The sequence below is a fragment of the Paenibacillus sp. Y660 genome (assembly GCF_057221575.1).
On record NZ_JBXBBJ010000002.1, the window covers coordinates 252,129 to 272,117 of the forward strand.

General features: G+C 46.1%; 15 protein-coding genes. 4 read left to right on the forward strand and 11 right to left on the reverse strand.

From position 1 onward, the window contains the following. Positions 1-102 precede the first annotated feature (102 nt). The 5 genes from AC2TDN_RS04165 to glgB form a co-directional block, all read right to left on the reverse strand. Positions 103-2,088: a glycoside hydrolase family 15 protein gene (locus tag AC2TDN_RS04165; protein WP_482067020.1), complete on the reverse strand. Its 1,986-nt coding sequence runs from the start codon at positions 2,086-2,088 to the stop codon at positions 103-105. Then, a complete protein-coding gene (gene glgA, locus AC2TDN_RS04170; RefSeq protein ID WP_484687093.1) occupies positions 2,070-3,533 on the reverse strand; it encodes a glycogen synthase GlgA in 1,464 nt (487 codons plus the stop codon). The genes AC2TDN_RS04165 and glgA overlap by 19 nt, the downstream gene beginning before the upstream one ends. A gap of 134 nt (positions 3,534-3,667) precedes the next feature. Further along, positions 3,668-4,780: a glucose-1-phosphate adenylyltransferase subunit GlgD gene (gene glgD, locus AC2TDN_RS04175; RefSeq protein WP_482067018.1), complete on the reverse strand. Its 1,113-nt coding sequence runs from the start codon at positions 4,778-4,780 to the stop codon at positions 3,668-3,670. After that, positions 4,777-5,943, reverse strand: coding sequence for a glucose-1-phosphate adenylyltransferase (locus AC2TDN_RS04180; RefSeq protein ID WP_482067017.1), 1,167 nt, complete (start codon positions 5,941-5,943; stop codon positions 4,777-4,779). Before AC2TDN_RS04180 ends, glgD begins: the two co-directional genes overlap by 4 nt. A gap of 17 nt (positions 5,944-5,960) precedes the next feature. After that, the gene (gene glgB, locus AC2TDN_RS04185) at positions 5,961-7,868 is read right to left on the reverse strand and encodes a 1,4-alpha-glucan branching protein GlgB (protein WP_484687094.1); all 1,908 of its coding nucleotides are present in this window, start codon (positions 7,866-7,868) and stop codon (positions 5,961-5,963) included. Between the two features lie 703 nt (positions 7,869-8,571). Between glgB and AC2TDN_RS04190 the strand changes: the two genes are divergently transcribed. After that, positions 8,572-9,465 (forward strand): helix-turn-helix domain-containing protein, encoded by an 894-nt coding sequence (locus AC2TDN_RS04190; protein WP_484687095.1) that lies wholly within the window; start codon positions 8,572-8,574, stop codon positions 9,463-9,465. A gap of 2 nt (positions 9,466-9,467) precedes the next feature. Here the strand turns inward: AC2TDN_RS04190 and helD are convergent, their stop codons facing one another. After that, the gene (gene helD / locus AC2TDN_RS04195; RefSeq protein WP_484687096.1) at positions 9,468-11,795 is read right to left on the reverse strand and encodes an RNA polymerase recycling motor HelD; all 2,328 of its coding nucleotides are present in this window, start codon (positions 11,793-11,795) and stop codon (positions 9,468-9,470) included. A 243-nt stretch (positions 11,796-12,038) separates the two neighbouring features. Here helD and AC2TDN_RS04200 point away from each other — a divergent pair, with 243 nt between their 5' ends. Next, positions 12,039-12,764, forward strand: a complete 726-nt coding sequence (locus tag AC2TDN_RS04200; RefSeq protein WP_484687097.1) for a queuosine precursor transporter — start codon at positions 12,039-12,041, stop codon at positions 12,762-12,764. Between the two features lie 61 nt (positions 12,765-12,825). Here AC2TDN_RS04200 and AC2TDN_RS04205 read toward each other — a convergent pair whose 3' ends face one another. Both AC2TDN_RS04205 and AC2TDN_RS04210 read right to left on the reverse strand, forming a co-directional pair. Beyond that, a complete protein-coding gene (locus tag AC2TDN_RS04205; protein WP_484687098.1) occupies positions 12,826-15,156 on the reverse strand; it encodes an alpha/beta hydrolase in 2,331 nt (776 codons plus the stop codon). After that, a complete protein-coding gene (locus tag AC2TDN_RS04210; RefSeq protein ID WP_484687099.1) occupies positions 15,147-15,935 on the reverse strand; it encodes an ABC transporter ATP-binding protein in 789 nt (262 codons plus the stop codon). Before AC2TDN_RS04210 ends, AC2TDN_RS04205 begins: the two co-directional genes overlap by 10 nt. A gap of 110 nt (positions 15,936-16,045) precedes the next feature. On the opposite strand from AC2TDN_RS04210, the gene AC2TDN_RS04215 reads away from it, so the two are divergent. Next, on the forward strand, positions 16,046-16,675 hold the full coding sequence (locus AC2TDN_RS04215) for a GTP pyrophosphokinase (protein WP_482067010.1): 630 nt from the start codon (positions 16,046-16,048) through the stop codon (positions 16,673-16,675). Between the two features lie 68 nt (positions 16,676-16,743). On the opposite strand, the gene AC2TDN_RS04220 is transcribed toward AC2TDN_RS04215, so the two are convergent. From AC2TDN_RS04220 to AC2TDN_RS04230, 3 genes are read right to left on the reverse strand one after another with little or no spacing between them, the layout of a single operon-like run. Next, complete coding sequence (locus AC2TDN_RS04220) at positions 16,744-17,160, reverse strand: DUF4190 domain-containing protein (RefSeq protein ID WP_484687100.1); 417 nt, start codon at positions 17,158-17,160, stop codon at positions 16,744-16,746. A 6-nt stretch (positions 17,161-17,166) separates the two neighbouring features. Then, on the reverse strand, positions 17,167-17,379 hold the full coding sequence (locus AC2TDN_RS04225; protein ID WP_482067008.1) for a DUF1540 domain-containing protein: 213 nt from the start codon (positions 17,377-17,379) through the stop codon (positions 17,167-17,169). A gap of 54 nt (positions 17,380-17,433) precedes the next feature. After that, positions 17,434-17,934 carry a YpuI family protein gene (locus AC2TDN_RS04230; protein WP_169081952.1) on the reverse strand — a complete coding sequence of 167 codons (501 nt, stop codon included), beginning with the start codon at positions 17,932-17,934 and terminating at the stop codon, positions 17,434-17,436. A 183-nt stretch (positions 17,935-18,117) separates the two neighbouring features. Between AC2TDN_RS04230 and AC2TDN_RS04235 the strand changes: the two genes are divergently transcribed. Next, entirely contained in the window at positions 18,118-19,962 is a 1,845-nt protein-coding gene (locus AC2TDN_RS04235; RefSeq protein ID WP_484687101.1) for a S8 family peptidase, read from the forward strand. Positions 19,963-19,989 lie beyond the last annotated feature (27 nt).

Here is a 19,989-nt window from a genome sequence, read left to right on the forward strand (position 1 = left end):
GTCGGATGAAGTGCTTACTACGCTATTGCCCACAAAAAAACCTGTAAGCTCATCAAGAGCATACAGGTTTTTTCTATTACTTTTCATTTCTCGCAGAAATCTTTATAGTAAACCGTTTGCCTCTGCTTCCTGTCGAAGCCGCTTGTATTTCTCCGCATACTTGCACACGCTGTGAACGACTGTTGCATGCGACCACGTAAGCGGTGCTACAGATAAAGGCGAACCGTCATACGGGTTCAACTGCTCCGGCAGCAATCCGCTTTGAAGCGCATGATCCGATACCCATTGCAGCGTCCGCCGCGGGCCTTCCAGCTCTTCAAGCGTTTTGGCTGAATCAATCTCAAAGTTGGCTACCCAAAGGGTACAAATAATCCATGGGTTGCCTGGAACCTTATCGATTTCGCCAGATTGCTGGAAGTAATAATCGTTCGTATAGCGAGCGACGCCTCCAATATGAGTCTTTACCTGCAAGCCTTCTTTAATAGCCAGCATCGTCTGCACGACGCGGTAATCGTCAACAGGCAGCACGCCAAACTCAAGAACGCCAAACAAGCTGCTCTCAAGCGTCATATCCTTCACCCAGCGATTGTCCTTCTGAATAAGGCCACGTGCGAACCGGCCTGCTTCTTCATCCCATAGATGAGTAATAATGCCATGTTTAATCACTTCTGCCGTGCTTTTGTAATGATCGCTGCGCTCGTAATCACCGAACAGATCGGTGAAGTAGGAAGCCGCCATCAAACCGCCGTAGACAGATGCTGCCGTGTAAGTCCAGATGCCGTAGCGCTCCTCCCACAAGTCGTAGCTGGGCTTAGGCAGCGATAACGATGGCTCAATATAGGAGCTCAAGAATGTAGCAGCCTTTCGTATTAAATTGCTATACAATGACTGAGGAAGCTCAATGACCTGATTTCGCGAGTAATCCTTCCACAAGGCGAACAGGACAAGGGCTGTCTCATCCTCCTGGATCGGCAATCGTCTGCTTCCCTGCACGATATACGGATGCCAGCTGGAGCCTACAGTGCCATCTGGATTGTATTTGTGGTACAAGTATCCTTCTGGCGACAAGGCTTGCGCGCAGAAATTAAAAAATGGAGCAATAACACTTTGATACCCGGCCATCGACATGGCGTCTGCAATTAATGCGCCGTCACGAGGCCACATATAGCTGTAATGGTCACGGTTGTACTGTAAAATATCCGTATCATTCGCAGCCAAGATGGCCCCGCGCTCATCAACCTGTGTTCGAACGAGCAGCAAGCTTAGCTTGAACATCTTCACGACATCATAAGGCAAATCACCAAGATCGGATTCTGCGCGGCGAAGCCAATGCTTCCAGTAAATGACCATTCGGCTGAGAAGCTTCTCCGGATGGTTCTCCTGCACGTATTGGTTCAGTTCTTTTACTTCCTCGAGATTTTGGCCGATCGACATCCAATAATAAATGGTCTTGTCGTTATTCGGCTGAACGACTGTTCGGAAGCTGATCGTACTGTCTACGGAGCCTTGGGCAATCGAGTTGCCCATAAGGACGCCATCTTCAGCATCGCGCCAAGTTCCCTCTGCGGATTGAAATCGTTTAATGCCTGTCGAGTACTGTGTCATGCCGCCTTCATCGGAGAAGCCGTTGAACATAAAGTAATTGTTCCGTTTGTAATGATAAAGCGTATGATTCTCTGGGTAATAAACGGCGGTATCGCCAACCTCCGTGCCATCGATCATTAAATCCTGATGAAAGAACAAGCGAACCTCTTTCGGATCGTTTGTCTTGTTTCGAATGACAACCCGCTTGATGTAAATGCACTCGCGTTGATGAATGCCGTCATTCATGTGAAGCTCGATCCCAAGTCCCTCATGCTTCGCCGTAATATTTGTGACTAAGGAATCCTCGATATAATCCAGATCGAATTTCCATTCCGGCTCATCCAGCCAGCTAAAAGCTCCTTCTACCCAAACACCTAAACGACAATACTGTCCGCCCACATGATTTAACTGTCCAACGAACGGATAATAAATATCACGAATGTAACAATGCTGATCCAAATTAAGAAGCATCTTTCCGTTGCCGATTACAAGATGACGGGCCATGATTCCTTCTCCTCTCGATGCGTTGCAAGTTGAGTATAAACGGATATATATGCTTTGGCGGAACGGTTCCAGCTGTAATCTTCCTTGTTGCCATTAAACACAATTTGCTTCCAAGCTTCCTCATTTCGATATAGAGCTAACGCTCTGCGTACGGTATACATATAATCGTGCGCATTGTAATTAGTAAAGCTGAAGCCGTTACCTTCGCCAGTATATTCGTTGTAGGCTTGAACCGTGTCCTTTAGTCCACCTGTCTCGCGAACAATCGGGACGGTACGGTAGCGCAGCGCAATCAATTGACTTAGACCGCAAGGCTCGAACTGTGAAGGCATTGCAAACATGTCCGAGCCCGCATAAATGCGGCGGGCAAGCCTGTCATCATAGCCTATCCATACGGCAACCTTACCAGGATGGTGATAAGCAGCATGATTTAGAATGTGCTCATAACGCCTTTCTCCTGCACCTAAAATGACAAATTGAACGTCCTCTTGCAGCAGCTCCTCGAAAGTAGCGGCGATTAGATCAAAGCCCTTCTGCTCGACTAGCCGCGAGACGATTCCGATGAGAGGCACCTCTTCGGATTGCGGGAGTCCCAGCTCGCGCTGAAGCTCTACTTTATTTTTGCGCTTGCGGCTAATCGAATTTCGATAGGGTACTTCCAGCGCGCTGTCATTCATCGGATCAAACAGCTCGTCATCGATGCCGTTCACGATTCCGATCAAATCTCCCGAACGGTATCTAAGCAGCGAATCCATCCTTTCGCCGAAGTATTCGGTCTGAATTTCTTCCGCGTAGGTGCCGCTGACCGTTGTGAGCTTGTCTGCATACACGAGACCGCCCTTCATGCAGCAGCCGGCACCATGAAACTCCAAGCTGCCCTCAAGAAACATATCATCGCCCGCTCCAAGCAAATCCTTCAGCAGATCGATGCCGAACAAGCCTTGATATTTCAAGTTATGAATGGTGAATACCGATTTGGTATAGGCCCAAGCCGGATCGTGATAATAGCGAGTCTTCAGCAGAAACGGGATTAGACCGGTTTGCCAATCATGGCAATGGACGATATCAGGGTGAAATTCTATGTAGCGGACGGCTTCCATCACTGCGAAGCAAAAAAATACAAACCTTTCCGCATCATCCCCGTATCCGTATAGCCCTTTTCGCTTAAAATAAAACTCGTTATCAATTAAATAATAAATCGTGCCGTCAAACTCGCCTTTCAGCAGCCCGCAATATTGATTGCGCCAGCCAAACGATACAGTGAATTGAGCGATTAGCTCGAACTGCGAGCTAATCGCTGCAGGAATTTCTTCATACTTAGGCAATACGACTCTGGTATCAACGCCTCGCTTATTCAGCGCCTTAGGGAGCGCCCCAGCAACATCTGCGAGACCGCCAGTCTTCGCAAGCGGCACCGCTTCAGAGGTTGCGAACAGAATGTTCATAGGATTCTCCTTTCTTATTGACACCGCATGAGCGTCTGCTTCAACCCGATTGGAAACTTTTGGCGGCTTCCAATTGCATTAAAGCTTTTGTTTCGCGGCATAAGCATAATGATGGCTTAAACAATCCTATTGAATTAAATAATTTTTCGTTTGCCTGCTAAAAATGGCGAACTGGCTGCGCCTCTAATGTCACGTTCCGCTTCGATACGAACATCTTTATCCAAGATGCTGTGCTGCAGGAAGCTATTTTCACCGATAACACCATTTTGCATTACAATACTGTTGCTCACGACGGCGCCTTTTTGAACGTGTACCCCACGGAACAAAATGCTGTTGGTGACCGTTCCTTCTATGCGGCAGCCGTTCGCGATTAAAGAATTCGTAACCTTGGAGCTGCCTAGATAACGAGCCGGCGGTTCATCCTTTACCTTCGTAAAGATTGGACCCGGCTGGTAGAAGAGCTCCTTCCAAACTTCCGGATCGAGCAAATTCATATTGTTGCGGTAATAGCTGCTTACCGTATTTACTACTCCCAAATAGCCTTCATACATATAGCCATAAACGTTCAGCTTGTCGAGCCTTGATAAAATCGCGTGCCGAACCAGATGATCCTGACCTTGCGCTAGCGAAGTTTCTACGAGCTCCATAAGCAGATCCTTACGCATGACGTACATCTCCATGGAGCTGATGTCGCTGGACATGCGGCCATAGTGATCTTGAATGGAGGTGATTCGGCCTTCCTCATTCATGAGCACTTTTCGGGCCTTGCCCGTCAGCAAATCCTCCTGCTGCTTGCACACAACCGTGATATCGGCTTCTTTCTCCAAATGAAATTGAATGACCTTCTCAAAATCTATATTGCACACCATGTGGCTGCGAGTAATGACAACGTAATCGAGCGATGAGCGATTAAAATAATCGCGCTGCTGATAGAAATGATACAAATCGCCCCTGCTGATCTCTTGGATATCGTCCGTTGCCGGCGGTAGCACAAATAATCCGCTTTGACGGTGCTGCAAATCCCAGTGCTTGCCCGAACCAAGATGATCCATAAGCGAGCGGTATTTGGTATGTGCGAATACAGCTACCTTCGAGATGCCTGAATTAACCATGCTTGACAATACAAAATCGATTAAGCGGTAACGCGCGCCAAAGGGTACCGTTGCGAGGCAGCGTCCCTGCGTAAGTCGTTCAAGCTCGTCGGTCTCATGAATTAGATTGATGACGCCCATGACTTTATGCTTCATGAGTGCTCCACCTCCTGCAGCAAATGATCGTTCGTCACGTATTGATCAACAGCAATTACGGTAATAGCATCATCATCCGGGCTGCCTATCGTAACACCCGCTTGAATGACTGCTCCTTCACCAATAATAGCTCTATATATGCGCGCGCCTTCACCTATACGTACGTTAGGCATAACTACAGACTCGGTTATAACGGTATCTTTTGCCGATTTGACGCCATAGAACAATACTGATCGGTCAACAATGCCTTCAATCATGCAGCCTTCCGTTATTAAAGAAGCGGATACCTCTGCGGAGGACCCGATATGCTGAGCTGGTTGATTAGGGCTAACCGAGTAGATGCGCCAGTCGGCATCTGCGAGCTCAAGCGGCGGCTCTTCGGCAATAAGGTCCATGTTCGCTTCCCATAAGCTCTCGATTGTACCGACATCCTTCCAATAGCCCTTAAATGGATAAGAATGGAGTCGTTTGCCATCCCTCATCATGGCAGGAATAAGATCCTTGCCAAAGTCATGGCTGGAGGTGCGGCTTGCCTCATCGTAGATCAAATATTTTTGAAGCTCGGACCATGTGAAAATATAAACACCCATCGATGCGATGTTGCTGGTCGGATTTTTCGGTTTTTCCTCAAAGGCGGTTATGCGATCCTCATCGTCGATATGCATGACGCCAAAGCGGCTTGCTTCCTTCCAATCCACCTCAATGCCAGCGATCGTCACATCTGCGCCAGTACGCTTGTGATGCTGAAGCATGAGCTCGTAATCCATTTTATAGATGTGATCACCCGAAATGATAAGGACGTATTCAGGATTATATGGTTCAATGAAGGACATATTCTGATAAATGGCATTCGCCGTACCCTTGTACCAAACGCCGCCCTTTTGTTTCATGAACGGAGGCAAAATCGTCATGCCGCCATCACGGCGGTCAAGTCCCCAAGGACTGCCGATTCCAAGATAACGATTCAGCTCAAGCGGCTGATATTGCGTTAACACGCCCACCGTATCAATTCCCGAGTGCGCGCAATTACTTAATGTAAAATCAATAATTCTGTATTTCCCTCCAAAATAGACAGCTGGCTTTGCTAAATCCTTCGTGAGTACGCCTAACCTTTTACCTTCGCCTCCTGCAAGCAGCATAGCGATCATTTCTTTTCGGCCCATAGACACCAACTCCCTCTCTAATGTGTGTCCCCCAGATCTAAGGTGATGAACTGGAATGTAAGGGGGGGTAAATGAAGCGCAATGCTCTGATTGTGCCCATGCCAAGCGACGTTTTCGCTGCTATAGCAAAGCTGTGTTTGTGTTCCCGTTCCGCCAAATTGCTTGTCATTGCTATTTATGAAAGAGCGATAAGAACCTGGCTCTGGAACACCGATACGAAACGATTGATAATCGTTTCTTGAGAAATTGGCAATAATGATAGAAAAGTCGGTTTTACCGCGGCGGATAAAGGATATGACAGATTGTGCTGCATTATGAACATCGATCCATTCAAAGCAAGCGGGATCGCTGTCTCGCTCCCAGAGCGAGGGTTGTTTCACATACATATGATTAAGCGACTTCACATAATGATGCATGCTGTTATGCATATCGTAATCAAGAAGCATCCAATCGAGCATGTCGCCATCTTTCCACTCGTCGAATTGCCCCCATTCACTGCCCATAAATAACAATTTCTTGCCGGGATGCGTCATCCAAAATCCATAAAACAATCGTAATTGAGCAAATTTCTCTTCATAGCTTCCAGGCATTTTATTTAAGAGCGAGCGTTTGCCGTGTACAACTTCGTCGTGCGAAAGAGGCAGGACATAATTTTCAGAAAATGCGTAAAGGAGCGAAAACGTGATGAGATGGTGGTGGTGCGAGCGATCGGGCGGATCTAGCGCCATATAGCGGAGCATATCGTTCATCCAGCCCATATTCCATTTAAAATTAAATCCGAGGCCGCCTTTGTAGGTTGGTGCTGTAACTGCCGGCCATGCGGAAGAATCTTCAGCTAGCATTAGAGTATCGGGGTAATAATGAAATACGGTTTCATTGAGCTTCTTGATGAAACGAAGAGCATCTAGGTTGTCAGGGCCGCCGAGATAGTTGTAAGTATGCATTTCTGGCGGTTTGTCCATATGTAAATTGATCATGCTTGCGACGGCATCAACTCTCAAACCATCGATGTGATAAAGATCCATCCAATACATGGCATTGGAAATAAGAAAGCTTGCGACTTCATTCTTGCCGAAATCGAAGGAAAGGGTTCCCCAGAGCGGCTTCTCAGCCCGCTTTGCATCAGCGCCCTCGAAGATCGGCGTTCCGTCAAAGAGACGCAAGCCATGATCATCCTTGCAGAAATGTCCAGGCACCCAGTCCAAAATAACGCCTATTCCGCTCTGATGGCATTTGTCAACAAACCGCATCAATTGCTTCGGTGTTCCATAACGGCTCGTTACGCCGTAGAAGCCTGTTATTTGGTAGCCCCAGGATTGATCCAAAGGATGCTCGGAGATGGGCATCAGCTCGATATGGGTATATCCCATTTCAGCGGTATACGGAATCAAATCATCTGCCAATTCATCAAACGTGAAAAAATCTTCTTTGCCTTTAATCTTCCAGGAGCCGGCGTGAACCTCATAAATAAGGAGCGGATTGGTGTAAGCTGGAAGCTCGCGTCTCTGAAGCTGCCATTCTTTATCATCCCATTCATAACCGTTTATTTGCGTTACGATAGAAGCCGTTCCGGGCCGACGCTCGGCAGAGAAAGCATACGGATCAGCCTTTCGAATGATAGTCCCTTCGGAGGTTGCGATCTCGTATTTGTAAAATTCTCCTTCACCGATCTTCGCAACGAATAAGGTGAAGATGCCGGTTGTACCAATTCGTTCCATAGGATGAAGCTTCCCATCCCAATTGTTGAAACCGCCAATAACGCGAATTTTTACTGCATTAGGAGCCCATACTGTAAATCGGACGCCGTCATTTCCGTCCACACGAACGAGGTGCGCACCCATAAAACGGTAGCTGTGATAGGAACTGCCTTCATTGAATAAATATAAGTCCTTGTGCGATAATCCGTTAGGTGCCGTTTGAACCATTGGTGGTTTCACCTCCCTGATGGATGATCTATGAAGAGCCATAATCAACTGTGACTGATTTACTGTAACCACATTATACATGGTTTTATGAAAAAAACACAGTTGTTTTCATAGATTTCGACAGCTTCATTTATCTCGTGTCAGATTTCGTGACATTAATATGATTTGAGCCTAAAACGCGCTGAATGTAGTAATGTTTGGCACAAAAACCTTTCGTAATCGAAATCTTAGCGCAATTTATCCATTTGCAATTTGGTACTTGCTTCTCTCGACGCGGCCTTACGGTATGAGGATCTCCATGACGTAACAATCGTTGATGATGCATTGCGCACAAATCCTTTGCTTTAATCGGCTTCATACAGTTTTCTACGCTGCAATGATTCATAATTAGTCTCCCCTGTGTTTATGCCTGATAGCTCATACCTATTTTGATAAAAGTTGTCTGCTATCCATATTATCGGGAAATCGAATTAGAATAAAGCCTGCTGTACGTTTATTAAGAGCGATTAAGAACAATTAAGACACCAATTGCACGCTATAGGTATGCATTAAGCTACCGAGTTTAATTAATTAAACATAAATATCTTATTTGAATCACTGCTACTAAACTGTCAAAATCATGGACTTGTATGTCACATTCGGCTATTTTATACTTTAAATTGTTTGCTCGGAATACGAAAGGAAAACAGAGGAGTGTTTGTGTTTGTCGATTTATAGCCAAATTTTTCAAATGATGGATCAGCCGATGATCCTATTGAGCCAAAATGACCGCGAAGCGCGCATTGAAGATGCCAATCAAGCCTTCCTTCGATTAACCGGTTTTACGCTCGCGGAGCTGCAATCCAAAAAAAGCAGCTACCTTCTTAAAAAATATAAGGTCGATAATTCAAGACAAGTATTAAAGAGCGAAGTAAGCATCTATACGAAGCTAAAACATCAAATTTCGGTACGAATTGATCAACAGCCCTTGCCAAAAAACAGCGAAGATGATATCCTTCGCGCCGTTATTACGTTCCAGAACTTGAGTCCTTATAAATGGATTGAGCAGCAAGCGGAAAAAAATAAGGTGTTGATCAGCGGGATCGTAGACAGCCATCAGCATGTTCGTTTAATAAGAGATGGCCTAGGCCCCATGTTGTTTGAAACTGACCGTAAGCTTAATGATGAAACACTGATGCAATTTATTGCCGATACAGATCATGGATCTATGCGAGAAGTTATACAGGAGGCTTATCAGCATAAGAAAGAGATGAGCATAAAACTTAAAACAAGTAAGCAAAGCGGTATTGAGCTTGAGATGTCGGTATCATTTGCCCCGATCCTCGACGGGTATGGCGAAGTGTCGGAATTTGCGTTCGTCATCTGGGATATACGTCCGATAGACGATAAAATCGAAGCTTCCGTCAAGCTGCGCATATGGATGGCCAAAAGAGACGTAACGGCCGGCCATCTGTCTGCTTCCACCGGCATTTCCATTCAAACGATCTCGAAGCTGCGAAACGGAAAAATTTTAAAGCCCCAAAAACTCACAGCAGAGCTGATCGCTTCGGAGCTTCAAATTGAAGTTCATGAAATATGGTCAGAAATTAGAAAATAAGGCTACCGGATAAATGACGTGAGCTCATCGGTATAAAACAGATGCAGCTCATGCATCGCTCTTGTGCAAGCGGTATAAAACAGCTTTCTCTCGCTTTCTTGCCCATAGCAATCTTGGCTTGCATTGCTAATAAGCACAGCGTCAAATTCGACACCTTTCGCAAGATACGAGGGAATGACAATAATACCTTTTTCAAAGGTAACCGTTTCTTTCTGGACTAGTCGCAGCTTTGGAAGATAGGTCTTCAAGACTGCATGCAAACGGTTGCTTTCGGCAGCCGTTTTACATATGACTGCTATCGATTGATAGCCCGATTTCACCAATTGATCGATTCTTTCCTTCATTTCCTGCACAAGCTCCGATTCATCTGCCGCTTTAGTAATCGTTGGCTCTTCGCCATCTCGATTGAAAGGCTCGATCTGGTCGCCCCCATCAATCATTCGGCTCGTGAAGGCTACGATTGGCCGAGTTGAGCGATAGCTTCTTGTTAGAACAATTTTCTCCGTCTCTTCCTCGCTATAAAGCTCCGATAACGGCTCAAAGCCGTTGCCAGCGACAGCATGTGCGAATATCGACTGATTCAAATCGCCAAGCACGGTCATTTTACAGTTAGGAAAAATACGCTTAAGGTAATGATACTGGAATGGCGAATAGTCCTGAGCCTCGTCAATAAATAAATGTTTAACCGATGTATTTGTATGAAAGCCTTCCAGCTTTTCTTTTAAGTACAAGTACGGTGTCGCATCCTCATAGAAAATATTCCCGCTGCTCAGCATCGCAATCGTTTGCTCGCTTATTTCCTTCCACTTGTCCGGCAGCTCATGCTTGCTTGCCTGCAAGCGATCCAGCAAAATCTGATTATTGTCGAATAAGCGCCGATAGATTGCCGGAACGTCAAGAAAGGACAAACGCTTCACTCTTCTGCGCAGCTTTTTGAATTTTGCCTGTACGACCATAGCCGCTAAATAATCATGCTCCGCATCAAAATCATCAAAGGAATTGCCCGCAAACCGATTTTTTCGCTGAAGCTCTTCAAAGGCTTTGGCATACGCCTCTTGATCGAGCAGCTCAATCTGCTCCTTCACCCAATCCTGCTCGCGTTCCACGCGGCTAAGCCTAGTCAGTTCCTTCAGCATCCACTCCGCCGTTAAGCGCATGCGGTTGCCGATAGAAATCGAATGATCGCATTTATAAAATTGCTCCGCAATGTCGGTCTGAGAAATCAGTGTGCGTCCTTTAAATGCAACAGCTTTAAACACCAGTCCTTCATGACCAAGCGCCGCTGCATAGCCATCGATCAGATGCATGAAGGATGTACTGGACTTGTAAGTAATCGCTGCAATTCTAGCCTCATATTCGCTATCGCGATCAGCAGCTAACGTATATTCCATCTGTGAAAAAGGATCTTCAAGATCAAACGTCTCGCCGAGCCTATGCTCCAGATATTGCTGGTAAGTTGTTTGCTGCATATTTTGCTCGCCAAGCTCGGGCAATACCGTTGCAACATAGCTGTTGAACATGGGATTGGGTGAAAACAAAACGATTTGGTCGGCATTCAGCCAGTCCCGATAACGATACAGCAAATAGGCTACGCGCTGAAGCGCGGCAGACGTTTTGCCGCTTCCCGCAGCTCCCTGTACAATTAGCAGCCGCGCGCGTTCGTTACGAATGATGCGGTTTTGCTCCCGCTGGATCGTCGCAACGATGCTTTTCATCTGAGCGTCGGATTGCTTGCCCAGCACCTCTTGAAGCAGCTCGTCACCTATGGTCACACCCGTATCGAACATGCTGTGAATCTGTCCGTCACGAATAATATATTGGCGCTTGAGCGATATTTCGCCGTTAATCGATCCGGTCGGCGTTGCATATTGTACCGGACCCGGGCCGTAATCATAATAAAGGCTTGAGACCGGCGCACGCCAATCATAGATTAAATAATCATAGCCGCTCCCATCAAGCAGCGATCCGACTCCTAAATAGATCGGCTCCGATTTCGTTTGTCCTTGCTCCACAAAATCGATTCGGCCGAAATACGGAGAATGTTCCAGCTTTAATAGCGTTTTGAGCTGCTCCTCTGCATGACGATGGCTTCTCTCACGTTCAGACAGCACTTCAGCCTGCTGCTTCATGCTTGCGTGCGACTCGGCAGACTCTGCCGCATCCTCAAAATTTAACGTTACATCGTCCCAAAAATTACGGCGGATATCGACAATATCCTCGCGCATCCCGCCGACCTGCTTTTGAAATTCCTCTATACGTGAGCGGATGATTCCCGTCACATCATTTACACGCTGCTGCTCTTGCTGCAGCTGTTCATTTGGATTCGTCATGATAACACTCCTTAGCTATTTAGTAAGGTTGACCAGTTCATAATCATACCATGCTTAAAACAGAACATCCATTCTACCAACTTCTGCCGTTCAAGTGAAACGCCTATGAAATCTATTGCCGCGCTCATAAGAAGCGTTTATAATGACAAAGGCAGAAAAACAAGTCAGAAGTTATACACACTATTCTTGCAATCCGCGGTTCGAAAACTCCCGCGTTATCAAAACTAGGAGGTTATAGGCAGTATGTTTAATTTGTGGTTCGGCGCGATCTTTATGCTCGTGCATTTTTCATTATTCCTTTTATCCTATCGTTTTTTTGGGCGAATAGGCATATACGCTTGGATCGGCATGGCCACTGTGCTTGCTAATATTCAAGTTGTAAAAACAATCGACATTCATGTATTTGGCATGATTATAGCGATTACGCTTGGGAACACCATGTACGGAACGATTTACTTGGCTTCTGACCTATTGAATGAGAAATATGGAGAAAAAGCAGCGAAGAAAGCCGTGTGGTTTGGCTTTTTCACGCTCATTACCACAACTATTATTATGCAAATGGCACTTCTCTTTAATCCGCTGAATGAACCATTTCCTCTTGAGGTGCAGGGCGCGCTGGAAACATTGTTCGGTCTAATGCCCCGGATCGCCTTAGGCAGCTTATGCGCCTATTTTGTCAGTCAGTTTCTTGACGTTAAAATCTATTCGGTATTAAAGCGTCTATGTCCTGCCCCAAATCAGCTTTGGATTCGCAACAACGGAAGCACTGCCGTAAGCCAGCTTGTTGATACGTTCATCTTTTGTACGATTGCCTTTGCTGGCGCAGACGGGTATGATAATAAGCTTTGGCTTTCGATTTTCTTGTCGACTTACGTCATAAAATTTATCGTATCGCTTTGTTCGACACCATTCTTGTATGCGGCAAGAAGCTTTACCTTCAAAGAAGATGAGGCAAGTACGAGCAGTTGAGCTAGATCAGGATACAAAAGCGGGACTGCCTTCTGCCAGGCATCCCGCTTTTTTTTCGTACTTATGGCATAAATCCAATATCATCGAGCATCACTTTTCCAGGACCATTGACGAATCGGAACGTAATCCGGCTGATATCCTGAGCAGCAATTGCATTCTCCTCCGTGCCGAACTCCTCAATAGGAAGCATATAGGTTTGAAACACAGGCTCATTAGATTCCTTGTACTTCTCTTCCTTCATTCGCTCTTCAAGCCAGGACAGAGACATAAAGGCCGTATAGGCAGAAGGCGAAACCGGCATGATATCGGCTAATTCCAGCTCCCTGCTCTCTCCATCCGTTGTTGTAAGCTCGATTTCAACTTCAGGCAGCGGCGGCAGCTCCTTATCCACTTCCGTATCATTTACCACCTCAGCCTTGTCATCTGCTTCCTCTTTTGCAATTAAATCACGCTCTAGATTGGCCATAGAGAAAACAAGATTGCCTTCTGCTATGCCGTCATCCACTTCTGTTCTCACACGAAGAGGAATTTCCAGCTCATACTCAGCGCCAGGTTTAGCCCACTCCAGTTCCATTCCTTTAGTGCCTTTGTTTTTTCCGTCCCGGTCCTCGGCAGATACGATCTGCCACTCCTTCATTCCGGACGCACTAGCCTTTCCGCCGTCCTTTAAAACCGTTTTTCGTTTGCCATCGTCATACCGAGCGATTTCGGTAAACGCTGATTCCTCGTAACGATTCGTGTACATCGTATCCGGCAGCCATGCCAGCCCAGTCCGATAATCTTTAAACAAAGGCTGATAGCGCTCATCGCCAAGCAATGTCGCTTGCAGGAATGCCGACACATAAACCTTGGATATTTGACGCTGCGCATCCGCTTCCAATAAATTTTGACGATTCAAAAACAAACCGCCCGGCGGGCGCTCGTCCATTTTTCCCCAGTCTGAATTGAATTGACTATGGTTCGCATCTGCAATATATAAAGCCGCTTTGAACTTGCCCGATTGCTCCTTGAAGGTTGTTCGGCTAAATTGACGGTCGCCGTAAAAATTGTTGACATCTGCATCTCTTGCTCCTTGAAGGGTCAAGTAGTTCACATCAGTTAAACGTGCCGACTTATCGTCTACCTGCTTGTCCGTAGGTGCAATCGCAATAACGGATTTTACTGCTATGCCTTTAAGGCTGTCCAGCGTTTTATCATCTTTAAACCATCGGTCTGCATCCGCAGCCATCGCAACGGCCTGACCGCCGCGCGAATGACCGATTAAAGCCACCTGCTCTAAATCTACCCGATTCGTAAAAGGGTTTCCTGTTGTTTCGTTTAACTGCTTAATTTGCTGCAGATGCTTCAGCATCAGCCAAGCCCGCACCTTCATATCATTATTCGGAATGCCTGACCACACAGAATAGTTGAGAAAGTTTTCATCCACAGAAACCGCAATAATGCCTTTGCTTGCGAGCATTTCACCTAGATAGCCATATCCGCCATCTGAGAAGTCCTCCATAAGATGATTGCCATGAACGATTAATGCAATTGGAAACGGGCCAACACCCTCTGGCATCCATACCCGTCCATTTAAGGGAAGGGCATACTCATCGAAGCCCCAAAATCGGGTTTTGAGCGATGACCATTTCGTAATATAGGTTGACGCATCAACTGCTGCGGACAGCACATCCGCCTCATCTCCAAAAATCGCTCTATGCTTGTCTTTCCCGCTTCCATAAGTAAAAGCTTGAAAACCAAGCTTTCCTTGTTCAGCTGGATTAGGAGCATCCAATACAGCAACGCTGCCGGCAGCAATTTGATCGTTTTGCATGCTCTCTCTTTGCGGCAAAGGTGCTGGCCTCGGCCAATCCAAATATACGAAGCCCACGACAATCATACAGGCAAAACAAAATGCAAGAATCGCCTTGCTTCCCGATCTCATTCTCATTTTGATCAGGAAGCCAAATAAACAGCCAGCGAGAGCACCCGATAGCGTGAATGCCAAAGCGAAAATAATCGACATTAGAATGCCTAGCTCAGCAAAATATAAAATAAGATAGGTTTCAACCGTCACATAAAGCCAAACAGAAGTGAACCTACGCGGCAAAGGCAAATACATAAGATTAAGAAGGAATGATAACAATACGGCAGCTATACTCATAGCAGCAGCGTTAACTATCAAAAATACGATAATGTCTATTGCTGTACCTAAACCGGTCGGCATCCCGAGCACAGCAGCCAGCATCGAAATAGACCCGAATAATGCGGTGCTGCCTGTCGCGATTCGCCACACAAAATGATCACGAGCGTTCCTTGTCGTATAGCGGATATTTAGCCAAGTCTTCGTTATTTGCCATTTGCTTGGTACAGGCAGCAGCAGCTGCTCCGTTTCTTGTAAGCCTAATTCCATAAATCCCCCTTCACAGAAAGCCAATTCCTCCCGTCTCGGCGCTGAATATGTACCGGCACCTCAAAAAAATCGCTCATTAATGCCGAAGTCAGCACATCGGTTGTCTCGCTAGCCGCAAAGACTTGTCCTTCCTTAATTAAGAGCGTCTTCGTAAACACGGGCAAAATTTCCTCGACATGATGCGTTACATATATGATTGTCGGTGCACTCTCCTCCGCTGCAACTGCGGCAACCATCTGCAGCAGCTGCTCGCGTGCAAATACATCAAGACCGGTGCAAGGCTCATCCAAAATCAGAAGCTTAGGCGATGCCATTAGCGCCCGGGCAATTAATACCCGCTGTCGTTCGCCTTGAGACATTGTATCATAGGTTCGTTCCATCAAAGCTGTACAGCCCAGCGCCTTCATCAAAGCTTCAGCACGTTCCAAATCCTCGGAATCGGTCTGATCATATAAGCCGATTGTAGCAAACTTGCCGCTAAGCACAATCTTTATAGCCGTTTCACTGCCGTACAGCTTCTGCTGCAGCGAAGTGCTGACCCAGCCGATGCTTTTGCGAAGCTCGCGCAAATCAAATTCGCCAAACGTTTTGCCAAGCACCGACATAGTGCCTTCAGTAGGCCATATATAACCGTTAATCATATTCAGAAGCGTCGTTTTCCCAGAGCCATTCAGCCCAAGCAGGCACCAATGCTCGCCTTCGTTTACCTGCCAGTTCATATTTTGCAAAATTTGTATATGGTTTCGATCCCATGATACGTTTTGGATGTCTATAATCATCGTTAACACTCCTATCTGTTGACAGTACCATTTTCCATAAATTTGACTTGGCCTATAATATCGACCATTATAAGCATATACATAAATGTTAGTTCAGGAGTGATCTGCAAATGAAAACCAATCAACTAAAGCAATGGGCTCATTTTTTTCTTACCTATAAATTTGCGCTAGATGCCGTAGAAACGAAACTTAACATTTTAAACGAAGAATTTCAATTTATACATGACTACAATCCGATCGAGCATATGAAAACTAGAATTAAAGCGCCTGAGAGCGTCATGCAGAAGCTTCAACGCAAAGGGCTGGATATAACGCTTGAAGATGCCAAAGAGCATATTCGCGATATTGCAGGTGTACGCGTCATCTGCTCCTTCTCAACCGACATTTATCAAATCGTCGATATGATCAGCAAGCAAAGCGACGTAAGAGTCGTTGAGATTAAGGATTATGTCATCAACCCGAAGCCTAACGGCTACCAGAGCATTCACTTGCTAATCGAAATTCCTGTCTTCCTGACGGATCGGACAGAAAATGTTCTCGTCGAAATTCAGATTCGCACGATTGCGATGGATTTCTGGGCGAGCTTGGAGCACAAGATCTATTATAAATTTAATGAACAAATTCCGCCACATATTCAGGAGCAGCTAAAGGGCTCAGCCGATATGATCCATTTGCTCGACAGGCAAATGCTTGCATTGAATGTAGAGGTGCAGAAGCATCGCGAGCAAGCGTTGAAATAAATAAATAAATAAATAAACAAATAAGCTCCCTCCCACTTGCTGGGAAGGAGCTTATTTGTTTATTTCACTCAGGTAATCGCGTAGTAAAAGGGCACGATAATTAAATTTAAAGCAAGAGCAATTAGTCCGATCGCCATAGCCCAACCACCGAGTCCGCGAGCGCCTTGTCGATATGCAATGAAGCCAAGCACAGCTGCTGTAGCTCCCATCAATACCGGCCAAATAAACCATGACGCAATCGCAAATACGAGCGACACCCAACCAAGCGCATAACCGCCTGTCCGAGTATCTTCCCGCTCTGTTCGTTCAACGTATCGGTCTTCTCTCCGCTCCGCATGCGCAACTGGATTGCTGACAGCAAAATCTGCAGCCATTTCTTCATTTACATCAGGCAAGCTATCCGTCCCCATAACAGGATGACTTGTCTCTGCCAAGTGATCCCGGTCATCCAACAGCTTTCTATAATCGTCTTCATATTTACCCATCGACCATCACTCCTTTGGCTTAAAGGTAAGACAACATGTTGACTTGGATTTCTCAGCTTGATCCTGATGAAGTCGACCCAGCTCTTCGCCAGCAAATTCTTCATTGATATTGGCACTTGCATGCTGGTCAATTTCGATATTGATTGCACTTGCTCCGCAATTGTTGCCTTCCTTCCAGAAGCTGCAGTTAGCGACGCTACAAGTTACGCCTTTTGGCATAAAAAAATCACCTCCACTATCAAGTTTCCCTGACTGGAGGTGATTCATTCTGCCTTATTTTTGTCCTTGCATGCGGCGCTGCGTCATGTAGTCATTTTCGTAATAGGCCAATTCGTCACGCAGCTCCTCGAAAATTTTTGAAATGTTAAGTACGATATCACGGGAATCACGGCTCGGCTTGAAGCGGAAGCGAATCGCATCCTGACCCGTATAGGCATAGCGACCATCTTCGGAATAACATTCGTTCTTCGGATAGAAAAACGCGCTTACGCATTGATGGTAAACCTCATACAGCACGCGTTCCGCATAATCTGTATCAAAATTGGGCCGTCTGAGCAAAACTCCCAGCTTTTCAACTGCGACCTCAGAGAACACCAATAAATGTCTCAAATCGGATAATAGTCCTTTATAGAACGTTTGAGCTTCTTCACCTTGATCTTCATTCGTTAATGTGAGTAAAGAATTGTTATTCAGAAACGGTTCAAGTTGATTTACCGCATCCTTTAGCTTCGTGCGGGTTGAATCGGTTAGCGCTTTGACGTTAGCAGATGGCATATAGGTAGTTCCCCTTTCATAGTCCAAACACACGTAAAAACTACAGTCATCATTATCGTACCACAAATTACATGGAAGTGGTACTGGCGATTCACTCTTTTGTCCGCATATTTTCCGCTTTGAAACCAGAACCTACAGATTAGACTTAGCTCAAATTAGAAACGAACAATGGAGGTTTCAAGCATGTCTAGAAAATGGATAGGTGCCCTAACAATTTTAGCCTTAGTCGCCTTGCTTATACCTACATCGCGTATTGTTGCTCCAAAGGATGTTAAAAAAACGCCTCAAACTTCTAGCTTTTCTGCCAAACGAGAGCATACGCTCAAATTAGCAACCCTTCAGGATGACTTGAAGGCAACGGCTATGCTTTGTTCAACGGAATGCTCCAAAGATTTTCAAAAGCTTATGAGCACGAGCATGGGCTCAAAAACGGCTGCCGATCAACAGATCAAGCATATGATGCACGAGCATATGCACATGTCCTACATTAGTTGGATATCCGGCAATCGGAGTGTTAATCGCGGCACCCTTCCAGAATCGGATAAGGGTCAAGCCGAAGCTTATGTCTCAGAAGCCAAAGCTCAAGTAAGCAAAGGCGCGAAATATGAATCGACAGCCTTTACTGCAAAGGATGGCAGCCGGTATATGGTTCTTGGAGTACCAGATTCCAAGCATGCCGGCATCGGCGTTGTCGGTGTGATCAAGCAGGATATCGTAAAGTCAGTCGAAAAGCACCAAATGCGTAATCTTCGGCTCATTCCCTATCCGGCCGAAGGCAATTACAAAATTGAATCTGTAAAGCCGAATTCAACGATTGATACGACGGTTCGCAGCGGAGAGGACAATGGCAACGCAAGCCACTATCATGTACGTGATGTCGTTGTCCATTTCACTAAGCCATTGACACCGGATGAGATGGATCGCGTAAAGAAAGACATCCAAGCGGAGTCGGTCAAGCAAATCGGAGATACATTCGTATTCCGTTCCAAAAGCATTGATGCCGAGCAGCTTGTCCATTATTTTAAAAAATCATGGAATACGGAATATACAGAACCGCATTACTTATATATGACGAACGAAACAGATTCCATCATTCCAAATGATGCGCTATATTCGGAATATCAATGGAATTTGCCGTCTATCAGGGCGGAGAAGGGCTGGAACGTATCGAAGGGCAGTGACCAAGTCGTTATTGCCGTCCTTGATACTGGTGTACAAAGCAACCACCCAGATTTAAAAGGCAAACTTACAACAGGGACCAACATTGTAAATGAAGGTACAGATCCAGATGATGATGTAGGCCACGGTACGCATGTATCTGGCATTATCGGCGCGTCAGTTAACAATGGCGAGGGTGTAGCCGGATTATCCTGGTATAACAAAATTATGCCCGTCAAGGTGCTCGACAGCAGCGGTGCCGGCTCTACCTACTCCGTTGCCCAAGGTATCATTTGGGCAGTTGACCACGGCGCTAAAGTCATTAATATGAGCTTAGGCAACTATGCGCAGGCTGACTTCCTCCATGATGCCATCAAGTATGCTTACGAGCATGATGTCGTTATGATCGCAGCCAGCGGCAACGATAATACCGATCGGCCAGGCTACCCAGCTGCCTATCCTGAGGTGTTCGCAGTAGCTGCAACGAACAGCAGCAAGGAAAAGGCTTCCTTCTCCAACTACGGCGACTATATTGACGTTGCAGCGCCAGGGGACAGCATCGCAAGCACCTATCCCGGCAGTCAATATGCAGCATTGTCAGGTACATCTATGGCAAGTCCTCATGTTGCTGCGCTAGCTGGCTTGATTCGTTCCGTCAACCCAGAGCTATCCAGCGTTGAGGTTATGGAGATTATGCGCAAATCAGCCATTGATTTGGGCGACAAAGGCAAGGACAATTATTTCGGCTACGGTGAGATCGACGTCGACAAAGCGCTTCAAGCCGCTTCTAAATTCGGTGGCGCTCTTCAAACCTATCCGGATCAAGTCAAACGCAGACTGGATCGAATCGTTTCCAAATACGACAGATAATGATCGATTAAACAATAAAGCACCCAT

What these genes read in the sequence shown, in the direction of transcription:
- AC2TDN_RS04165 (WP_482067020.1), bottom strand. Translation starts at nt 2,088, where the DNA reads ATGGCCCGTCATCTTGTAATCGGCAACGGAAAGATGCTTCTTAATTTG.
- glgA (WP_484687093.1), bottom strand. Translation starts at nt 3,533, where the DNA reads ATGAACATTCTGTTCGCAACCTCTGAAGCGGTGCCGCTTGCGAAGACT.
- glgD (WP_482067018.1), bottom strand. Translation starts at nt 4,780, where the DNA reads ATGAAGCATAAAGTCATGGGCGTCATCAATCTAATTCATGAGACCGAC.
- AC2TDN_RS04180 (WP_482067017.1), bottom strand. Translation starts at nt 5,943, where the DNA reads ATGGGCCGAAAAGAAATGATCGCTATGCTGCTTGCAGGAGGCGAAGGT.
- glgB (WP_484687094.1), bottom strand. Translation starts at nt 7,868, where the DNA reads ATGGTTCAAACGGCACCTAACGGATTATCGCACAAGGACTTATATTTA.
- helD (WP_484687096.1), bottom strand. Translation starts at nt 11,795, where the DNA reads ATGACGAATCCAAATGAACAGCTGCAGCAAGAGCAGCAGCGTGTAAAT.
- AC2TDN_RS04200 (WP_484687097.1), top strand. Translation starts at nt 12,039, where the DNA reads ATGTTTAATTTGTGGTTCGGCGCGATCTTTATGCTCGTGCATTTTTCA.
- AC2TDN_RS04205 (WP_484687098.1), bottom strand. Translation starts at nt 15,156, where the DNA reads ATGGAATTAGGCTTACAAGAAACGGAGCAGCTGCTGCTGCCTGTACCA.
- AC2TDN_RS04210 (WP_484687099.1), bottom strand. Translation starts at nt 15,935, where the DNA reads ATGATTATAGACATCCAAAACGTATCATGGGATCGAAACCATATACAA.
- AC2TDN_RS04215 (WP_482067010.1), top strand. Translation starts at nt 16,046, where the DNA reads ATGAAAACCAATCAACTAAAGCAATGGGCTCATTTTTTTCTTACCTAT.
- AC2TDN_RS04220 (WP_484687100.1), bottom strand. Translation starts at nt 17,160, where the DNA reads ATGGGTAAATATGAAGACGATTATAGAAAGCTGTTGGATGACCGGGAT.
- AC2TDN_RS04225 (WP_482067008.1), bottom strand. Translation starts at nt 17,379, where the DNA reads ATGCCAAAAGGCGTAACTTGTAGCGTCGCTAACTGCAGCTTCTGGAAG.
- AC2TDN_RS04230 (WP_169081952.1), bottom strand. Translation starts at nt 17,934, where the DNA reads ATGCCATCTGCTAACGTCAAAGCGCTAACCGATTCAACCCGCACGAAG.
- AC2TDN_RS04235 (WP_484687101.1), top strand. Translation starts at nt 18,118, where the DNA reads ATGTCTAGAAAATGGATAGGTGCCCTAACAATTTTAGCCTTAGTCGCC.